The sequence below is a fragment of the Funiculus sociatus GB2-C1 genome (assembly GCF_039962115.1).
Taxonomy (GTDB): Bacteria; Cyanobacteriota; Cyanobacteriia; order Cyanobacteriales; family FACHB-T130; genus Funiculus; species Funiculus sociatus.
In genome coordinates, this window is sequence record NZ_JAMPKJ010000015.1 from 1 (window position 1) to 20,852 (window position 20,852).

General features: G+C 44.9%; 11 protein-coding genes. 6 read left to right on the forward strand and 5 right to left on the reverse strand.

Features of this window, described 5'->3' with window-relative positions:
* Nucleotides 1–120: 120 nt before the first annotated feature.
* From NDI42_RS09655 to NDI42_RS09675, 5 genes are all read right to left on the reverse strand, one after another.
* Entirely contained in the window at nt 121–891 is a 771-nt protein-coding gene (locus NDI42_RS09655; protein ID WP_313931028.1) for a thioesterase II family protein, read from the reverse strand.
* A gap of 145 nt (nt 892–1,036) precedes the next feature.
* Nucleotides 1,037–2,338 (reverse strand): glycosyltransferase, encoded by a 1,302-nt coding sequence (locus NDI42_RS09660; RefSeq protein WP_190454840.1) that lies wholly within the window; start codon nt 2,336–2,338, stop codon nt 1,037–1,039.
* Nucleotides 2,339–2,459: 121 nt separating this feature from the next.
* Nucleotides 2,460–3,158 (reverse strand): DevA family ABC transporter ATP-binding protein, encoded by a 699-nt coding sequence (locus NDI42_RS09665; RefSeq protein ID WP_190454844.1) that lies wholly within the window; start codon nt 3,156–3,158, stop codon nt 2,460–2,462.
* Between the two features lie 30 nt (nt 3,159–3,188).
* A complete protein-coding gene (gene devC, locus NDI42_RS09670) occupies nt 3,189–4,340 on the reverse strand; it encodes an ABC transporter permease DevC (RefSeq protein ID WP_190454848.1) in 1,152 nt (383 codons plus the stop codon).
* Nucleotides 4,341–4,399: 59 nt separating this feature from the next.
* Nucleotides 4,400–5,608, reverse strand: a complete 1,209-nt coding sequence (locus tag NDI42_RS09675; protein ID WP_190454851.1) for an ABC exporter membrane fusion protein — start codon at nt 5,606–5,608, stop codon at nt 4,400–4,402.
* Nucleotides 5,609–7,183: 1,575 nt separating this feature from the next.
* Between NDI42_RS09675 and NDI42_RS09680 the strand changes: the two genes are divergently transcribed.
* From NDI42_RS09680 to NDI42_RS09705, 6 genes are all read left to right on the forward strand, one after another.
* A complete protein-coding gene (locus NDI42_RS09680) occupies nt 7,184–9,022 on the forward strand; it encodes a fatty acyl-AMP ligase (protein WP_199311135.1) in 1,839 nt (612 codons plus the stop codon).
* 150 nt (nt 9,023–9,172) lie between these two features.
* Complete coding sequence (locus NDI42_RS09685; protein WP_190454854.1) at nt 9,173–9,970, forward strand: response regulator transcription factor; 798 nt, start codon at nt 9,173–9,175, stop codon at nt 9,968–9,970.
* A gap of 456 nt (nt 9,971–10,426) precedes the next feature.
* On the forward strand, nt 10,427–10,741 hold the full coding sequence (locus NDI42_RS09690; protein ID WP_190454989.1) for a phosphopantetheine-binding protein: 315 nt from the start codon (nt 10,427–10,429) through the stop codon (nt 10,739–10,741).
* 102 nt (nt 10,742–10,843) lie between these two features.
* Entirely contained in the window at nt 10,844–12,220 is a 1,377-nt protein-coding gene (locus tag NDI42_RS09695; protein ID WP_190454856.1) for a hypothetical protein, read from the forward strand.
* 117 nt (nt 12,221–12,337) lie between these two features.
* Nucleotides 12,338–18,307 (forward strand): type I polyketide synthase, encoded by a 5,970-nt coding sequence (locus NDI42_RS09700; RefSeq protein ID WP_190454860.1) that lies wholly within the window; start codon nt 12,338–12,340, stop codon nt 18,305–18,307.
* Nucleotides 18,308–18,414: 107 nt separating this feature from the next.
* Nucleotides 18,415–20,709: an SBBP repeat-containing protein gene (locus tag NDI42_RS09705; protein WP_190423364.1), complete on the forward strand. Its 2,295-nt coding sequence runs from the start codon at nt 18,415–18,417 to the stop codon at nt 20,707–20,709.
* Nucleotides 20,710–20,852 lie beyond the last annotated feature (143 nt).

The following is a 20,852-nucleotide window of genomic DNA, read 5'->3' on the forward strand; positions in this document are numbered from 1 at the left end:
CAAGAATTTCCCATTCTGCATCAGTGAGGCTGCTGGAATACTTCATACTGCTTAGATTCAAGGGTTGGGTGTAGCTTAATTCAGTCCCCTAAAGATGTCAAATGGGTTCTATAAAAGATTTCACACAAATCCTAGTACCATAAGTTGCTCTATTTTTTTAGCAACCATTTCTAGAAGTAGCGGCCGACTACTGTTAATAAAAAAGTGGTCGCCGGGAAGCATTTCTAGGGAAAATAAAGAACTTGTTTGCACACTCCAGCTTTCAATCATTTCTGGTGTCTCTCCGGAATCTTCTATTCCACCAAAGGCAGAGATAAAACAATCAAGGGGAGGTTCAGTTAGGTAAGTATATGTTCCACAGATTGAAAAATCGGCTCGCAAGATGGGCATTAACAGTTGCATCAATTCATAATGTTCTAGCACCTGTTTGGGTGTACCATTCAATTGACGTAGCTCTGACAAAAATTCAGGTTCTGGTAGCGTATGAATTAAAGGATTTCGATCGGGTATCTGAGGCGCACGGCGACCCGAAATGAAGAGATGATTTGGGGTTGGCGCTTGCTCGGAGCGGAGTTTACGAGCCAGTTCAAACCCGATCAGCGCACCCATACTGTGACCGAAAAAAGCGAAGGGAATATCCAAATAGGGATGGATAATTTCTGTTAGTGTCTCGACCAGAGGTGAGAGATGAGTAAAGGGTGCTTCCTTAAGCCGATCTTCTCGACCAGGGAGTTGAATAGTACAAACTTCTATGTACGATGGTAAGCTATTCGACCATGTGCGAAAAATTGAAGCAGCGCCTCCAGCATACGGGAAGCAGAATAAGCGAAAGTATGCTTGTGGATTCGGATTAGGACATCTAACCCAAGAATTAAAAGTTGGTGTAGTCACAATTGGCGGTGTTACAGATACGTCTCCAAGCCACTAGAACGGAGCGATCGCTTTATAGTCGCTGCGACTTAACTGCGGCTATCGCTGGACTGCTGAGCAGGGTTCTGTTGTAAAAACTTGCAAAAATACTATTTGTCGTGGTATTTCAATTTATAGCATCGCTACAGATAGTGCTTGAAAAATTTTTGGCAATAGAGTTCTGAAAGCCCTCAACTGCCCGCGCCACACCGTCTTCTGACCGAATCTGCTGGCTCAAGGCAGCCACGCGAGCCTGCATGGTCTTGTCACTGGTAGCGGTATGGATAGCGTCTGCTAACCGCTCTACAGTCAGCTGTTTTTTCGGAATCGGTGGCGGTCCTACCCCTAAATCAGCAACCCGCTGCCCCCAAAAGAAGGTTTCACCAAAGGAGGGTACGATGATTGAGGGTAAACCAGCACGCAGACCAGCAAACGTTGTCCCCGAACCGCCATGATGAACCATAGCCGCCATTTGCGGTAAGAGCCAGTCATGGGGAGCCGAGTCCGATGTGACACACAACACCTGATCTGACAATTCAGGATTGCTCAGACCCCCCCACCCCATATCCAAGATTGCCCGCACTCCCGTAAGAGCTATTGCTTCCAGCACCAACTTTGTCAGCGCTTCCGGGTTACGGTCAATTATACTGCCGAAGGTGACATACACCGGGGGTGAACCAGCAGCTAGGAAATCAACGAGATCGGCTGAGGGCTGCCAGTCCGGTGGGCGATCCAGAAACCAGTAGCCGGTAACGTACACCCAATCGGGCCAGTCCGGCGGCTTGGGAAGCACGGCAGGGCTGTAGCAGTAGAAAGTGGGCGACTTATAGAACCAACTAGGGACTGTGAGCGGCATGGGGGGCAGATTCAATGTTTTTTGCCGCCACTGGTTAACCGAAGACCGAATGGATTGCCAGACAAGTTGCTGAAACAAGATGTAGGTTAGCCAGTTGTAGGTGCCGCCCAAACGCAGCCCGGTCGGGGCCCAAGGAATGGGGAAAGCACGAGTCTGGGTTGCTGGATTAGTCCATGCGCTGTAAAATGGCACGCCCAATTTTTCCGCGATATGGTAGCCCGCGATCGCCAGTGGCATACTGATAATCGCTTCCGCTCCCTGACAGGCACGCCACGAGTCAGCTAGTAAGTCTTCCATGATCGGGCCGATGAAGTTACCGATAAAGTTGCGTGTGAAGCGAATGGTGTTGCGACCGGATTCTGAAAAAATGACTTGCCCCTCTTCTGTTGCAAACAATTCCTTGAGATTGCCAGCCAAGGGGGCGAAGTCTAGCCCCTGGCTACGCACAAAATTCTCAAAGATGGCATGGGTGGCCAAACAAACTTTATGACCTGCCGCTTGCAACCCCAGCCCTAGAGCTACGTAAGGTTGTACATCACCACGCGAACCAATTGTCAAAATCGTGATGTGCATATTTCCTCCTAGTTATTAGCACGGTTGGGACACTGGGACAATTACGGTTGCTCCTTAAATAAGATTGAGTTAGTCAACACATCTAAAACACCTCCGTCATAATTACTGAATTTTTATAAAACTAGTGAGTCGTGCTGTTGATCGTAACGAGTTGACCATCTTCCATATGAACAATACGGTCAGCAATATCAAGAATGCGATTATCGTGAGTCACCATGAGAACAGCACACCCCTGTTCCTTAACCAATTGCTGCATGAGTGTCACTACGTCTCGACCCGATTTACTATCCAAAGCGGCAGTAGGTTCATCAGCTAGAACCAGCTTGGGATGACACACTAAAGCGCGTGCGATCGCTACCCGCTGTTTTTGTCCTCCTGATAGATTTTCTGGATAGTAATTAATCCGGTTCCCCAACCCAACAGCCTCAAGTGCATCTGCTGATTTTCTACGTGCTTCGAGAATAGGAACATTTTCATGTAATTTAATAGACATTTGTACATTTTGTTGAGCTGTTAATGAGCGCAGCAAATTGTGAGATTGGAAAATATAACCAATATGGCGACGGATTTTGATGAGTTGTGCATCACTGGCTCCCCGAATCTCTTGGTCAAGAACTTTAAGGCTTCCTTCATCAACAGAGCGCAACCCCCCAATCAAAGTCAATAAGGTTGTTTTTCCCGAACCAGAGGGCCCCGATAAAATAACTATTTCTCCGGTTTTGACTTCTAAATTGATATTAGACAAAACTCGTTTGCGTAATGCTCCATTACCAAAGTAATGATTGAGATACTTAATAGAGACAATAGATTTTTGATCCATTAGCTTTCTAGAGTTTGTATGCGTAAATCTTTAAAAAATATCTGCTGGATCTGTACTACGCAGTCTCCGGACAGCAATAAAACCAGAAATAGCACACATCACTATTGTCAATAGCAATACTATTAAAGCTCGGTCATAGGTCATTGCAATAGGTAAAAATGTAGCATTTTTAGTTAAATCGTACAGCCCTAGTGAAAGAGCAAATCCAGGGATATAACCTAAAACTGCAAGAATAATGGCTTCTTGGAAAACAACTAATTCTAAATATAAGTTTTTATATCCCATCGCTTTTAAAGTCGCGTATTCTGAAAGGTGATCGGAAACATCTGTATAAAGAATTTGATAAACTATAACTGTACCAACAATGAATCCCATTCCTACACCTAAAGTAAAGATAAAACCAATTGGTGTACTTGTTTTCCAGTAGCTTTTCTCAAAATCTACAAAACCTTGATGGGTTAAAACTCTAACATCTTTAGGTAAAGTAGCTTCTATCTGCTTAAGAATTTTTTGAGCATCAGCATTAGGTTTAAGCTGAATAAGTCCAATATCGATTTCTCCTAATTTACGATCTCTAAATAGATCCAAAAAATTTAAATCATTCACGATTACATTTCCATCAGCTCCAAAAGAAGGACCTAGTGTAAATAAACCAACAACGTTGACTCTTCTCCCGCCTAATTCGGTAGTAATGAGTTTACCCTGCTCAAATTCTGGAGCAATAGATCCATACTCTTGACGAGAAGCTCGATCGAACAAAATATTTTCACTAAGTTTAAGCTTATCTATATTCTGGGCGACTTCCGGCAATTTAAAAACAGAATCTCCTGGTCGAAAGCCATAGACATATATGGCTCGAAAGGTTCCATCTTCAGGATTTCTCCAATCTCGAAAGCCAACATATATAGGGCTAATAGATTCAACGCCATCAAAGCTCAAAACTTGATATAAACGTCGCCAAGAAAAAGTTCTCGTATAACCCAGAGACTTAGAACGAGTGCTGAGCAAAACTAAGTCGCCTTGCAAACTCTGATGTAGTCGTGTAGCGCTATCATAGAGAGCAGCTTGAAATCCTAATTGCATAAACATGAGAATAACGGCAAAAGCAATGCCTGCTAAAGCAACCAGCAGACGAAGTTTTTCTCTAGTTAGTTGCAGCCATGCTAAAGGTATATCAAACATTATTGCTCTGGTTTATTAAGAGGAAAATTTATTAATAGTTTTATTGTTTTCAGGGGCATCTACATATCAATTACTACATTAACCTGTAAATTGGTTAAAGCTGAAACTCTTTGGCTATCCGCTGGGTTTAGACTAATTTTTACCTCAACAATTCTCCGATTCACGTCGGCGGTGGGGTCGGTACTTAAGACATCTTGTGGATTAACCTGTAGCCCGATTTGAGTGACTGTTCCGGATAAATTGCCTGGGAAAGCATGGCTAGTAATAGTAGCTTTTTGCCCAACTTTTACTTTGCTAACATCTAATTCATAAACCTCTGCAATTACATTCATCTGATCTGTTTGTCCCAAAGCAACAATGCCTTTATTACCAGCTGTCTCTCCGGGTCTGGTATTAATTTTTAAAATTTTTCCCTCTATAGGCGCTCGAATATAGGCTAGCTCTGAATCTGCTTTAGCTTTCTTCACATTGGCAAGCGCTCTATCAATTTCAGCTTGAGCAGCTTGCACATCTGTAGGACGAATCTCAGCCATTTGATTTAGAGTTGCTTGAGCAGCTTTTATTTGCTGTTGAAAAGTTGATTGAATCCGGTTTTGATTAACTTGGGCTTCATTTAGCTGCTCTTGTGTCGTTTTCATGAGCAGCTGCTTGCTATCTAATTGTGAAGCTGTAACTGCACCGCTTTGGAACAATTTATCATAACGTTGGTACTCGATTCGAGCGTTGTTAAACTGAGCCAAAAGCCGCGCGATCGCTTGGTCTTGAGCGGCTTGTTGTCCAGCCAATTCGGCTTCTAAGCCTTCAATAGTCGCTTTTTGAGCTTCCAATTCTCCTGTTTTGGCTCCAGCCTTTACTTTAGCAAGATTGGCTTGAGCGACTTTGACATCTTCTAAAGCCAGTTTTACAGATGTTTGGAGATTTTCCAGGCTATCCAAAATAGCGATCGCTTGTCCTGTTGTAACTTTATCGCCTTCCTTGACTAAAAGTTTGGCAACTCGACTTGCTCCCAATCCATTAAGAGCAGTAGGCGCAGACAAGTAAACTACTTCCCCTTCTGGTCTTAAATGTCCTAAAGCAGAAACGGCTTTATTTGTGGGAGCGATCGCTACAGGATTTGATAAGGAGGCGGACTCACTGCGTTGGAATCTCAATACATATTGTAAAGCAGCTCCGCTAAGGGCTAAAGCTGTGACAACTGTAGCAATGATAGTCCATCGTCCTGAAGGCTTCAAAAAGGGTTTATTTTTTGAAATAGAATCAGGCTTCATAGTTTATTGACTGCTTCTCCATTGCTCCAATTTCTCAACCCTGGCGCGAAACTCATCTTAAACCGCCAGAAGCTTATTGTCTTAATTGGAATGAGTCAATTCAGGAAATATCCGATGTGTGGTTATCGTTCATAAAGACAGACCTCTAGACGAACAAGAGAACACTTCACAAAACTCAAGGTAAACGTATCTATAATTCTGTGGAAAAGTGCATCCCGCTTTTGTCACCCACACCCTCAAGAGTGAGACGACACCTATCGTCCGCTGAGGCGGACTTAAGACATAGCCTGCTAGTCACGGCGAGAGTTTGTTCGCCCTTGACTTTATTTGTCAGGTGTTTATAGCCATATTCAGCTTCATTGACTCATGAGATTTTGCGGTTCAAAGATTAATTGATGCAACTCACTCGTTCAATGAGGCTTTTATCCAGGCAAGTGACATACATTACTATGACTTACTGCGTGATTTTATCAGGCTAGTCTTTACAAGATGGAGATTGGACGAATGACCGATATAGTAGCGCTCCAGGTAAGTGAGTTAGCCGCGCAATTGCTTATTCTTGGGGAATTTTGGGGATTTATAGCTCATCGTTGAGTTCTATACTAGAATGCCAATTTAGTTTTTTCAAGTAGTCTTTGCTACTTTTTTCAGATGAAGTTGATAAAAAAGCCGAAAACCTACTTGCCAAATGAATGAAAATATATCAAAAGGATGATGCAAATAATAATTTTTGCTGAAACTCCGAACCTTATGCTCTCCTCGAAGCTAGTTTTTAGCTTTTTTCTTTCTCCAGATAGTTAGTTACAAACTTTGCTGTTAAACACTTCTATCCTTTCTCTAGTACTCTGATGTATCCATAACAACATACTTATTTAACATTGAGTATGCCTTTGGGCTGATCCAGTAGAAACACGTAGTCATTTATGTTGTTTTGATGAAGTTGCGAAAAACAACTAGACATATTTATGAAAAGTATGCTAGCTTTCCGTTAGAAAATCGCCAAAAGATCCATTTTCAACAAAGTGTTCCGAGCCTGAGAGAGGGCAAATAAACTTTTCTCTAACCGCCAAAACTTGCAACTCTACATGAGATGTTTTTGATTGTAAAAATATCTGAAACCTTAGTAATGTCGAGTATTGCAGACTTATGAACAAGCAAAAAATACCAAGTGTCTGGCTTTCATCTTGGGTATCAAGGGTTACATATTTGATGAGATTTACAGTATGTTTCTCAAGAAAGTCTATCTAGAAAATGTTTTTTTGAGAATCGTTCAAAGGTCGAAAGCTTTTTGATTTCCACTGTTATCTGTCTGTACAGGTAACAAATATAAACTATAAAAATCTAGCTTCAGCGAAGTAAAGAGCTGAATGAATTAGTTTTTATAGAAACTTGGATAAAGTATATTTATTGAACAAATAAATATTTACTGAATTTTTGGGATAACCTGACAGGAGAGTAAACAAAGTTACGGTTTTTTCAATAGAAAATTAGGTTGATTCGGTGAATTGTCCCTAAAGGAAATGAACTGATATCCATAGGGAAGCAGGTATTTGAAGATATTCTTAGGAGTACGGAATGACTACTTGTTTAGATTATTCGACGGACATCGGGCATGAATTTTCGACTTTGGTAGACCTGCTGGACTACAGAGCGAAAAATCAGCCAGACTCTACAGCTTATACCTTTTTGCAGGACGGAGAAACAGAAGCTGTTACGCTGACATACAAAGAATTGGATCGACAAGCGCGAGCGATCGCATCTCAACTTCAGAGCCTGGATGCCCCAGGTTCTCGTGCTTTGCTGCTTTATCCACCAGGTTTAGAGTTCATTGCTGCCTTCTTTGGGTGTTTATATGCCTCTGTTGTAGCTGTCCCAGCATATCCACCAAGGCGCAATCAGAATATGTCCCGATTGCAAGCGATCGCATCTTCTTGCCAAGCAACAATAGCCCTCACAACCATATCCTTGTCTGGCAGCATAGAAGATCGCTTTACCGAAGATGCAGAATTCGGCAGATTGCAGTGGCTAGCCACAGATAACATCAACAGCGACCAAGCCCAGACATGGCAGAAACCAGGCTTGGGCCAGAGTACCCTAGCTTTTATTCAATACACATCAGGCTCTACGGGTACGCCCAAAGGAGTCATGATCACTCACGGCAACCTGTGGCACAACTCCGCCTTGATCCATCAGAGTTTCGCTGATACGCCCAACTCTCAGGGCGTAACCTGGCTGCCGTCCTACCACGATATGGGATTAATTGGGGGAGTGCTGCAACCCCTATATGTTGGCGCGCCGATGGTTTTGATGCCAGCAGTAGCGTTTATGCAAAGACCCTTCCGCTGGCTAGAAGCTATTTCCCGCTATAAAGCGACTACTAGCGGCGGGCCTAATTTTGCTTATGACCTTTGTATTCGTAAAATTACCCCAGAACAACGAGCAACTCTTGACCTGAGTAGCTGGGAAGTAGCTTTCACCGGAGCTGAACCCGTCCGCGCCGAAACCCTAGAGCAGTTTGCCAGCACCTTCGCTGATTGTGGTTTCCGCAAAGAAGCATTTCACCCCTGCTACGGAATGGCGGAAACAACCCTGATTGTTTCGGGAGGATTGAAAAAAGCTCCACCGATTATTCGTCAGGTTGATGGCGCAGCCCTTGAGCGAAACCGCGTAGTGGCATCTGTTGGCAAGTCGGAAAGCACCCGGACAATTGTCGGTTGCGGTCAGACTTGGTTAGACCAGAAAATCCTGATTGTCGATCCTGAGTCTTTAACCCCGTGTCTAGATACCCAAATCGGAGAGATTTGGGTATCCGGGCCGAGTGTAGCTGACGGCTATTGGAACCGACCAGAGGAAACAGAAAAAACTTTCCACGCCTATCTAGCAGATACGAAAGAAGGGCCATTTCTGCGTACAGGGGACTTGGGATTTTTGCAGGATGGCGAATTGTTTATCACCGGGCGGATTAAAGATGTGATTATCATCCGGGGGCAAAACCATTATCCCCAGGATATTGAACTGACAGTAGAAAAGAGCCATCCAGCACTGCGGCCTGGTTGTGGGGCAGCGTTTGCGGTGGAATTAAAAGGCGAACGACTGGTAATCGTTCAGGAAGTTGAGCGAACTTACCTGCGGAAGCTGGATGTGAATGAAGTAGTAGGGGCTATTCGCCAGGCTGTGGCGGCGGAACACGCTCTACAGATTTATGCAACAGTGCTGGTGAAAACTGGCAGTATCCCCAAGACTTCGAGTGGTAAAATTCAACGCCATGCTTGTCGGTCTGGGTTTCTCAGTGGAAGTTTGAATGTCATCGAGGATTGGAGTGAGAATCCTCAGGGCAAATCTAAGTTTCTCAATCTACAGGCTGAGGTCGAATCCGTATTACAGAAATTATCCACAGGCAAACAGCTAAGCTGACACGCCTTAGCCAGTCGTCATCTTAAGAGCTGTCAAGTTGAAACGAAGTTCTGTTCTAGCAACTTTCCAACCTTATAACGGCAACTGACAACAGAGTAGCTATTTTCCTTATTTTCTTTGTGGATAAGGGTGTGTATGGGAGCAGATGTGATGAAAAAAATTCTAGTAATTGAACAGCAAACCCCTACCCGAAACCGTTTTCTCAAAGGTCTTAAAGCTAAAGGTTTCTACACTATCAGTGCTGATAACGGTCGAGTTGGGGTTCATCTGGCACAGGAGAATTTACCCGATGTGATAATTTCCGGCATTATGATGTCGGAACTCGATGGTTACGATGTTCTGACGGCGGTGCGCTCTAACCCAGTGACAGCGATTATCCCCTTCATTTTTGTCACTGCCAAGCTGACTCGGAACGATCTTCGCAAAGCTATGGAACTGGGAGCGGATGACTATCTCACCAAACCCTGTAGTTTAGAAGAATTACACCGAGCGATCGCTGCCCAATTGGAAAAACAGACCGTCCTTCGGCAGTTATACTCCCAACCATCTCCGCCAGTCCCAGCAGCATCATCCACAGAAACTGCCACTATAACAATAACAACTGCCGCGGACTTAACTTTTCCCTGCAACCCTCCCTTGAGTGAGGTATTTCGTTTCATCGAGGCTAATTATCATCGCGCGATCGCTCTCGGCGATGTCGCTCAAGCAGTTGGTTACTCCCCAGCTTACTTAACTAACCTGACCCGACGACAGACCGGACAAACCGTGCAACGCTGGATAATCCAGCGCCGGATGGCAGCAGCCCGTTCCTTACTTCTAGAGACTGACCAGGCAGTAGAGCATATTGCTCCTAAAGTGGGCTATCACAATGCGGTTCATTTCTTCCGCCAGTTTCGCCAATTCCACGGCACAACTCCCCAAGCTTGGAGAAACACCAATCGCAGCTAGATCGACACAAACAAGATCGAAAGAATTGTTAGTCAGATCGACAAATTAATCATTGTAATAGCATCAAACATTTTCTAAGCTTCTTGTAGCAGCCTCTTTAATATTCTTGGGGAAGAGTAAACAAAGAGGAGATTAGATCAATGAGAACTTTTTAGCTCTCAGGCACCATTTCGCACGATAAGCGAGAAGAAATCGTCGATATCAGGTTGTCTTTAAAAAATATCTTTTTGTCATAATGGCAACCTGAAGCCAATTTTTGTCAGCTTGGTCATTAGTTCAACCGCAAATAAAGCTAATACGGCTTGAACCAAAGGCACAGGAAATTTTGAGAATTTATATCAGTTGTGCTGGAGTCTAAACAGCAGCTTTACCTACATTTATGGCACTCATTTCTTAGCCATCAGTACAACTGACAGTCAGCAAAAAACAGCACTTGAACCCCTGAAGGTTGAAACAATGCAAATCCAGAATCTTCAAGCCACAAATATGTCTACGGCTTCGGGAATGATTATCAAAGAAGCCCCGACGGCACCAGAAATTCAAGCGTGGATTGTCTCCTATCTAGCTGAACTACTAGAAATCGAGCCGGATGAAGTTAATGTCACGATTCCCTTTGACCAATACGGTCTAGACTCTTCAGCAGCAGTTGGTATGACCGGGGACATGGAAGATTGGATGGGAAGAAAACTCGATCCAACCCTACTGTACGATTACCCTACTATTCAGGGTTTGGCTAGGCATTTGGCTGAGGAATTAAAAATCAAAGTGTAAGGCTGGGGACTGGGGGCTGGAAACTGGGAACTGGAAATAAGAAATTCCTAGTGAAAGAAGAATCAACATTTGCACTCTTACGCTTTTAGGAAAAGGTTAATTATGGTAGATACAGCAACACCAGCTTTAAAATTTGAATCTTCAAGTTTATCGGAGGAGAAGGTAAAAAAGCATATCAAAATCACCGAAATCAACTATCGTCGGAACACTGATTCCGACTACACTGAGAAAATCGAGGAATTAGACAAAAACTTCAACTACAGCAGCAACAGCGATTATTATTGGAGTCAGCCGGAGCTTTCAATGCTTTACGGCACCCCACTTTATGAACAAGCCTCCGACTCCCAAAAGAAAGCTCTAAATCACGTTTATTGGGCAACGCAGTATAACCAAACTGCTGCTACCGAAGCTAATGCCGTACTTTACAATCAGGTGACTGCTGGCGTTTTTTCTCAGATGAGTGATTACACAACACTCTGCCAAGAACTAGACCTAGAAACAGAACAGGAACGTCATCACATTCATGCTTTTCACACAATTGGTTATAAAACAAAAAAAGCCCTGCTAGGGAAGACAGCATTTAGTGCGCCTAAGCAAGGGAAGTCAAACCAATTGAACAAAAATCAACCACAACTTTTCAGCTTTAACTTGCAAAGTTCGCCGATGTCGGCGTTTCAGGACACCGCCTTTCGCTTTATCACCAATAAGGTGATGCTGAAGAACCAAGCACAGTATTATTCCCACTATTTGAGAGAATTGGAGCAAAAAGGCGAGTTTATTCCAGCACAAACGACTGGCTTGTTGGGGCAAATAGCGCCAAAACCGATGTTACAGTTTTTTACCTTAAACTGTGGCAGTTCGCCCTTCTTGGCTTGCGTGTTCTACGTCACGCGGTTTTTAGCCAATATGTTGCTCAAGAACTATGAATACCGCTATGTCCAATACTACAGGGACTTAGAGAGGCAAGGCGAGTTTATCCCAGCCCCGACAGCTGTCTCCTATAACCATCTGATGGATGAATCTTTTCACACTACAACGAGCGAGCTAATCGCTCAAGATTTGTATAAGGATTTCTCGAAGCCAACAGCATATGAGAAATTCATCGCTAATGTAACGATCTATCGGGCGCAAAGTGTCGGTTTGAGCGGTCTTTCTGGGGGACTACCGGGGATATTTAGAACTGATGCTTCTTTCATGCTCTCGTTTTACAAGTTGCTTCAGTCTCCTGTATTTAATATGTCCTCCCAAGAAGCACTCCAGTGGGTTGAGAAGTGTTTGTGTCAAGAACACGAGGGTTTCTATATAAATCTCAAGTATCACCAACGCCTGCTGATAGATTTGCGTAGGTTTTTTGAGGAGATGGATTACCTTTGGCCTGTCAACCGTGAAATGCGCCTGATGGCTACAGGAGGCTCGATTGAGCGGGCTATCAAAACTAATATTAAGGCTTTTGACGAGTTATCCCGATCTGTCGCCTAAGTCTGTCGCCTAAGAAAGTGCGGTGTAGGTTGGGTCTTCGGTACTCAACCATTCGTGTCCTGTCAACTGGATAAATGGTTGGGTTTCCCGACAGTAATCCCGACCTGAAAATTGACCATGAGAGGCTTTGCAGTGGAACCTATAGCAATTATTGGTCTTGGTTGTCGTTTTCCGGGAGCTAACGATCCGGAAGCCTTCTGGCAACTATTGAGTAACGGTGTGGATGCGATCGCGCAAGTGCCAAAAGAGCGATGGGATATTGACGCATTCTATGACCCAGAACCAGGTAAGCCGGGAAAAATGAGTACCCGCTGGGGTGGCTTCTTGGAACAAGTGGATCAATTTGAACCCAGCTTCTTTGGGATTGCTCCCCGCGAGGTGGAGCGAATGGACCCCCAGCAAAGGCTGGCGTTGGAAGTAGCTTGGGAAGCCCTGGAAAATGCCGCAATCGTGCCATCAAAGCTGAGTGGCACTCAAACAGGGGTTTTCATGGCAATCGGCAACTATGACTATTGCAGATTGCTAACCAAAGATTTAAACCTGGTTAACGCTTACGATGGCACTGGCAATACCCTCTCTATTACCGCCAATCGTCTATCGTACATTCTGAATCTGCGCGGGCCAAGTGTGGTAATTGAAACTGCCTGTTCTTCTTCTCTGGTTGCATTGCATTATGCTTGCCGAAGTTTGGAGAGTGGAGAGTCTAATTTGTGCTTGGTAGGTGGAGTCAGTTTGATGCTGTCTCCGGAGCCATTTATTACCTACTCCCATGCGCGGATGATGGCGGCGGACGGTCGCTGTAAGACTTTTGATGCCAGTGCGGATGGTTATGTCCGGGGAGAAGGATGCGGTGTTGTAGTCCTCAAGCGTCTTTCGGATGCTCTCCGAGATGGAGACAACATTAAAGCAGTTATCAAAGGTTCGGCTGTTAACCAAGATGGCCTAAGCAATGGACTCACAGCACCGAATGGCCCTTCTCAGCAAGCGGTGATCCGTCAAGCTTTGGAAAATGCTGATGTGCAAGCAACGCAGATTAGCTATGTTGAAGCTCATGGTACTGGCACATCTTTAGGAGATCCCATCGAATTTAAATCTCTAAAAGCTGTGCTAATGCAGAATCGCGAGCCAGATCAACCTTGTTGGATTGGCTCGGTTAAAACTAATATTGGTCATTTGGAAGCTGCTTCTGGGATGGCTAGTGTCATCAAGGTGGTACTTTCGCTACAACATAAAGAAATTCCACCGCACTTGCATCTCAAGCAGCTGAATCCTTATATTTCTTTGGAAGGGACGACCTTTGCTATTCCTGCTGAGTCTCAAGCTTGGGATGTTGGTACACAGAGACGCTTAGCTGGGATTAGTGCGTTTGGTTTCGGGGGGACGAATTGCCATGCAATTTTGGAGGAAGCACCGCAGAACCTTACCCCGCCTCCTGCTACCGCTCCCATCTGGGCAAGTTTAGAGGGGTTGGGGGTGACGTGCGATCAGCCAACGGATGATATCACAACTCTCGAACGTCCTCTGCATCTTCTTACCCTTTCGGCAAAGACTGAGAACGCTTTGAGGGAATTGGCACAACGTTATGCAAATTTCTTCGCGACGCATCCTGAAGCATCCCTGGAGGATGTTTGCTTTACTGCAAATACAGCGCGATCGCATTTTGACCATCGTTTTGCTGTAACAGCTGAATCTACTGTGCAGTTGCAAGAGCAGTTAACGGCTTTTGCTGCTGGTAAAGAAACTGTCGGACTGGTCAGCAACCCGGTAAAAAGCAATAAGCGCCCGAAAATAGCATTTTTATTTACTGGTCAAGGTTCGCAGTATGTGGGGATGGGACGCGAACTCTACGCAACGCAACCTATTTTCCGCCAAGCACTTGATGGTTGCGATCGCATTCTGCGTCCTTATTTAGAACAACCCTTACTATCAGTTCTATATCCCGAATCTGGGATGAATTCCCCTTTAAATGAAACCGCATACACGCAACCTGCATTATTTGCACTGGAATATGCACTCTTCCAGTTATGGAAATCTTGGGGTCTAACTCCGGATGTTGTCATGGGTCATAGTGTAGGGGAATATGTCGCCGCCTGTGTTTCGGGGGTATTCAGCCTGGAAGATGGTCTAAAATTGATTGCCGAACGCGCCCGTTTGATGCAGGCTTTGCCCGCAGGTGGTGAGATGGTGGCGGTGTTTGCTTCGGAAAGCAAAGTGCAAGCAGTCATCCAACCATATATCCAAGAGGTTGCGATCGCAGCCATTAATGGCCCAAAGAGTATTGTTATTTCTGGTCAGGCTGAGGCTGTCGGACAAGCGATCGCATCTTTGCAAGCTGAAGGCATCAAGACGAAAAAGTTGACCGTTTCCCATGCCTTCCACTCTCCCTTAATGTCGCCCATGCTGGCAGATTTTGAGAGAGTCGCCGCAGAAATTCCATATTCTTCGCCAAAAGTCAAGTTAGTTTCCAATGTTACTGGGGAACTAGCAACAGATGCGATCGCCACCCCTGAGTATTGGTGTCGTCATGTGCTTGAGCCAGTCAGATTTGCCAAGAGCATGGAAACCCTTTATCAGAAGGGTTATAAGGTATTTGTCGAGATCGGTCCGAAGCCGATTTTGTTGGGGATGGGACGCTACTGCTTGCCAGATGCAGAGACATTCGCATCTTTACCAAGTTTGCGTCCAGAGTGTTCAGATTGGCAGCAAATCCTCCAGAGTTTAGCAGAACTATATGTGCGTGGAGTGGCTGTAGACTGGTCTGGCTTTGACCAAGATTACCCCCGTCGCCGTCTGCAACTACCAACTTATCCATTCCAGCGACAGCGGTATTGGGTAGAGTTCTCTGAAAATGGTCACTCAAACGAAAAGCCTCTCACCCCAATGGTTAAGCTTCTGAACCAGGGGGATACTCAACAGCTAATTCAGCAGTTAGAAACCATAGGGAAACTTTCAGAAGATGAGTTGAAATTATTGCCGAAGCTGCTGGAATTATTAGTTAAGCAAAATAAACAGCCGCTAACAGCAGCATCTATCAAAGATTGGCTGTATGAGATAGAGTGGCAACTTAAACCGCGTCAGTTGACGGAAAACCAAACGATTCAGGCTCCTGAGTCCAGTTCCCCTCCCCTGCGAGGGGAGGGGCTAGGGGAGAGGTCTGGCCGTTGGCTGATTTTTGCAGACTTGGGGGGTGTAGGGGAAAATTTAGCGATTTTGCGCGATCGCTGCAACTGTATTCTGGTCTATCCGGGAGACACCTATCAAACCACAGAACCCGGAACTTACACCATCAACCCTTCCAATCCAGCCGACTTTGAGCGTTTATTCCAAGAAATAGGGAATCCACCTTTACAGGGAATCCTCCACCTGTGGAGTTTAGAGGCGGGATTGGCAGATAAGTTAACAATTCCCTCTCTAGAAAATGCACAAACTCTAGGCGTTGCTAGTGTACTAAATTTACTGCAAACTCTGACTGGGAAAGAAAATCAATTCTCAATTTCCAATTCCCAACCCAAGTTGTGGTTAGTAACGCGGGGTGCAGTACCAGTTGGTGGTTCGCTTCCGGGAGTTGCTCAAGCACCCTTATGGGGACTGGGCAAAGTCGTGGCTCTGGAACACCGGGAATTGTGGGGTGGAATGCTCGATTTAGCCCCTGAAGCAACTGAAGATGAAGCCGCGAAGCTGTTAGCAGAAATTGAGAATGCACAAGGGGAAGACCATCTCGCCTTCCGGGATGGACAGCGTTATGTCGCCCGTTTGGTGCAAAAGGAACTACCAGAATCTCAAGGCGTGGCGTTAAATGCTGATAGCACTTACCTGATTACTGGGGGTTTGGGAGCCTTGGGGCTGAAAGTTGCCCAGTGGATGCTGGAACAGGGCGCTAAACACTTGGTACTAACTGGACGCAGTGCAGTTTCCAGCCAGGCGCGGGAAGTTATTACCCAGATGGAGCAAGCAGGAGCCGAGATTTTAGTTGCTCAGGCAGATGTCTGCAATGGGGGGGATATGCTCAGAGTGCTTGAGGAAGTTGAAGCCTCAATGCCACCCCTACGAGGGGTTATTCATGCTGCTGGGGTTTCTCGATATGAAGCGATCGCAGATATGGATTTAAACGCCCTTAACTCTGTGTTGCGTCCGAAGTTAGTAGGAACTTGGATTCTGCATAAACTTACCCAAGAAATTAAGCTTGACTTTTTCGTTAGCTTCTCCTCAATATCTGCGGTGTGGGGTTCTAAAGGACAAGCGCACTATGCGGCGGCGAACCATTTCCTAGATATGTTGGCACATTATCGTCTTGGACTTGGGCTACCAGCTTTAAGTGTAAATTGGGGCCCTTGGGCTGGCGGCGGTATGGCGCTAGAAGAATTCCAGACATTCTTGACGCGGATGGGAGTGGAAGCATTGCAACCACAGCAAGCACTTTCCGCCTTGGGATATCTTCTAGGAGCAGGTTGCGTTCAGACAACAGTGGCGAATGTCGATTGGACTTTATTCAAAGACCTTTATGAAGCCAGAGGAAAGCGATCGCTATTAGAACTGCTTGAGGTGCGATCTCCCGAAACGCCACAACAGTCGGTGCAACGATCGGAGATTCTACAACGATTGGAGACAACTCCTGTAAGCGATCACCACTCTCTGTTAATAACTCACCTCCAAAGTGAAGTTGCAAAAGTGCTGCGCTTACCTCAATTGCCAGATCCGCAGCAAGGTCTATTTGATCTAGGAATGGACTCTCTCATGGCAGTTGAGGTTGTCAGTTTGATTCGCTCTCAATTACAAATCGAATTACCTGTCAGGGAGTTTCTAGAAGCATCAAACATTACCCTCCTGGCAGCCCTATTGCTTAAGCAACTGACACCAGATATTTCTACAGTAGATGTGACAGTAAATGTCTTAAATCTCTACGATGAAGCTGTCTTAGATGAGGCAATTAATCCCAACACAGCAAATGAGCAGACGGGAGCAGCTTCGATTCTCCTAACTGGTGCCAGTGGATTTTTAGGAGCCTTTTTGCTTAAAGAACTCCTCGAACAGACTGACACAAACATCTATTGCTTAGTACGGGCTGCTGATGCTGAAGTAGGCAAGCTGAAAATCCGAAACAATCTGAAATCTTACGACCTATGGAAGGAGAAGTACAATTCGAGAATTATTTCAATTGCTGGAAATTTATCTCAGCCACGGTTGGGGCTTTCAACAGAACAATTTAAAAATCTTGCCCGCACAATTGATATTATTTATCACAATGCGGCAACTTTGAATTTTGTTTATCCTTATTCAGCATTAAAGCCAACTAATGTTTTGGGTACGCAAGAAATCCTCAGGTTAGCTTGTCAATTTAAAGTCAAACCCCTGCATTATGTTTCAACTGATGCCGTTTTTGATTCATCTGGTTATTACGGAAAGGAGGTGAAAGAATCAGAGCCAACTATTCATATTGAGGGAATAGACCTTGGTTATACCCAAACAAAATGGGTAGCGGAAAAGTTAGTTACCATAGCACGCGATCGCGGACTTCCAGTTTCTATCTACAGACCGCCTTTAATTGCCGGAGACAGCAAAACAGGAATTTGGAATACAGATGATTTTACCTGCCGATTTCTTAAAGGCTGTATCCAAATGGGTAGTATGCCAAATATGAACTGTGGCATAACTATTGTGCCTGTGGATTATGTCAGCCAAGCGGTTGTCTATCTATCAAGGCAGAAAGAATCAATCGGAAAAGCTTTTCACTTAAATAATCCTAACTTTTCGAGTTGGGATGAAGTAGCAAATTGGATCGATGATTTGGGCTATCCAGTGCGACAGATTTCCTATGAAGAATGGGAAGCAGAGTTAATAGAAACAGTTGGTTCTAAAGACAATGCTTTAAGCGGTCTTTTACCTTTCTTTCTGCGGAGATGGTCTGATGAACAACTGACCTTCGCCGGACTAGGACAACGAAGAGTCAAACTCAACTGTCAAGATACAGTAACCAAGCTTGCAGATTCTGCGATCGCTTGTCCTCGCGTAGACTCTAAACTGCTGAAAACCTATTTCTCATACTTCAATCGTAGTGGATTTCTAAATGCACCAAAAGTGCGGGCATGAGTACCAGTTGATTGATAAACTGTTCATTTAGTTTGAATGTTTGCTGTGAGGGGAATTACTAATCATTAGCAATTAATGATTAGCAACTAATATCGGAGGAGTAACTTGTGGACAAGCAGAAGTTTTACGATCAGATTTTAGCTGAAGGAATCAAACCAGGCGGGAGTATTAGCAAAAAGGTTAAAGACCTGTTTTCGGGTAAGTCTGGAGTGGATATCCCGGAGTCTAAGAAGAACCCTAAAAAGAACCTTCCCGAAGGATTCCGAGAAAGTGAAATCTCCAGGGTTAGCAATGAAGTCACTATCCCAGAATTTACGATTCAAGTTTACACTCCTGGCAGCGACCTTGCCGCAGCGACCGCAAAAAATCAAGTCATTTATGCTCGCGATGGCAACGATACCCTGATTGGGCTTGACCCTTTTAATAATAAAGCCGGTCAAGTTCAAATTGATATTTTAATCGGCGACTTGCCAATAATACAGCCGCCCAATCCGCGTGATTGGACAGACAGATTTGTTCTTGGTGATTCAAAACAGCCTTACTACGTAGATGGCGGTTTCAAGGACTTTGCTCTAATTTTAGACTTCAACCCCAGCCAGGATATCATTCAACTACACGGTTCTCGACAAGACTACCTACTGGCAGAATCGGGTCTGGGAACAGAGATATACTATCAGCCGAAAAAAGGTACATCTGAATTTATTGGCTTTTTGCCTTTTGTTTACGATCTGAGTTTAAAGGGTGGCTATTTCCGGTATGAGGGAAAAGGGAACACCCCACCTAATAAGCCAGTAGTAAAGCAGGCTGAGCAATTGGGAACCTCCCGTTTTGACATCACTGCTAGTGTAGTTGCGGATGCCTTTGGTAATGTGTACACCGCAGGAGGAACCAGTGGTTCTTTGGGAGGAGCCAATGCTGGGGAGCGCGATGCCTTATTGGTCAAGTATGACAGCGATGGCAACCAGACGTTTATTAAACAGTTTGGTTCTTCCCGTGCTGACACTGTTTATGGTATGGCTACTGATAGCCAAGGCAACGTTTACTTAACAGGAATTACCGCAGGCAATTTGGCGGAACCCAAGCAAGGAACGTCTACTGATGCCTGGGTAGCCAAGTATGACCGCAGTGGCAAACGGTTATGGATTGACCAGTTCGGAACTGACATTATTAATCAGTCCTTTGATGTCGATGTTGACGACGATGGCAATGTCTATGTAGCGGGAATAACTGTTAAGTCAGGCGAACCAGGAGGAACGCTTCCGGCTACGGACGATTACTGGGTAACAAAGTATGACACCAATGGCAAGCGCCAGTGGTTTAAGGAGTTTGATAGTACTAGCGCTAATCCCAGCGATCTTGATTTCGACGAAGCTTACGGCGTTGCAGTCACTGGCGATGGCAATGTCTACGCTTCAGGATGGACTCTCGGCAACTTGGCGGGAAAGAATGCTGGGCTTTATGATGCCTGGGTAGGCAAATATGACACCAATGGGAACCAAGAGTGGGTTAAACAGTTTGGGACTTCGACTTATGAATTCTCCTGGGATGTGGATACCGATACTCAGGGCAATGCCTACGCTGTAGGATGGACTCTAGGAGACTTGGGGGGAAAGAATGCTGGGCTTTATGATGCTTGGTTAGTCAAGTATGACAGCGATGGAAACCAGAAGTGGCTTAAGCAGTTTGGTACGAGTGGTGATGATGAAGCCTTTGGCGTGGAGACTGACTTAGCTGGCAATATCTATGTTGTAGGATATACCGATAAGAGCTTGAAAGGAACCAATGCCGGGTCTTTTGATGCCTGGGTGGTCAAGTACGACACCAATGGAAACCGGAAGTGGACTCAACAGTTTGGCACTCCTAATCTCGATCAGGCTCTCGGTGTTAGCATTGATGACATTACTGGTAGCCTCTACGTTACAGGCGCTACTGAGAGTTCTTTTGGGGATAGCCCTGCTGGAAGTGTCGATAGCTGGGTAGCCAAATTGGATGCAAACTCCGGAAGCCTGCAAAGCTTTACAGGTACTGCTAACAATAAACCAAGTGGAAAGAATGTTACTGGCACTAATGGCGACGATCGGATTATTAGTGCCAAAGGTCGGGATATTATCACTGGTCTTGATGGCAGCGATATTTTTGTCTACAACAGCTACAAAGACGGGGGCGACACTATAACTGATTTTTCAGCCAATGAGGATTTCATCGACCTTAGTCCCATCTTCGCCAGCCCAAATTACAGAAGCACAGAGCCATTTGATGACTACGTGCAGCTGGTTCAACTGGGTTCTAGTACGGCGGTTCAAATCAACCCAGTCGGCGATGCTCGCGATACTTTCCGGACGCTAGTCACCCTGGAGAACTTTACTGCCAGTAACTTAAGCGCCGACAATTTTATTGTCTGACATCCGCCAGTGGTTTTTATGCGATCGCATAAAAACCACTGGCTCCTCGGAGAGGTTTACTTCCTGAATGTGTGACTAAAAACAATTATTGTACAAACGGATTTGATATAAGCTGTCTTCTCTGAATACAAAATTAATTCTCT

Coding starts and splice junctions, on each gene's coding strand:
- NDI42_RS09660 (WP_190454840.1), bottom strand. CDS start 2,338: ATGCACATCACGATTTTGACAATTGGTTCGCGTGGTGATGTACAACCT.
- NDI42_RS09665 (WP_190454844.1), bottom strand. CDS start 3,158: ATGGATCAAAAATCTATTGTCTCTATTAAGTATCTCAATCATTACTTT.
- devC (WP_190454848.1), bottom strand. CDS start 4,340: ATGTTTGATATACCTTTAGCATGGCTGCAACTAACTAGAGAAAAACTT.
- NDI42_RS09675 (WP_190454851.1), bottom strand. CDS start 5,608: ATGAAGCCTGATTCTATTTCAAAAAATAAACCCTTTTTGAAGCCTTCA.
- NDI42_RS09680 (WP_199311135.1), top strand. CDS start 7,184: ATGACTACTTGTTTAGATTATTCGACGGACATCGGGCATGAATTTTCG.
- NDI42_RS09685 (WP_190454854.1), top strand. CDS start 9,173: ATGAAAAAAATTCTAGTAATTGAACAGCAAACCCCTACCCGAAACCGT.
- NDI42_RS09690 (WP_190454989.1), top strand. CDS start 10,427: ATGCAAATCCAGAATCTTCAAGCCACAAATATGTCTACGGCTTCGGGA.
- NDI42_RS09695 (WP_190454856.1), top strand. CDS start 10,844: ATGGTAGATACAGCAACACCAGCTTTAAAATTTGAATCTTCAAGTTTA.
- NDI42_RS09700 (WP_190454860.1), top strand. CDS start 12,338: ATGAGAGGCTTTGCAGTGGAACCTATAGCAATTATTGGTCTTGGTTGT.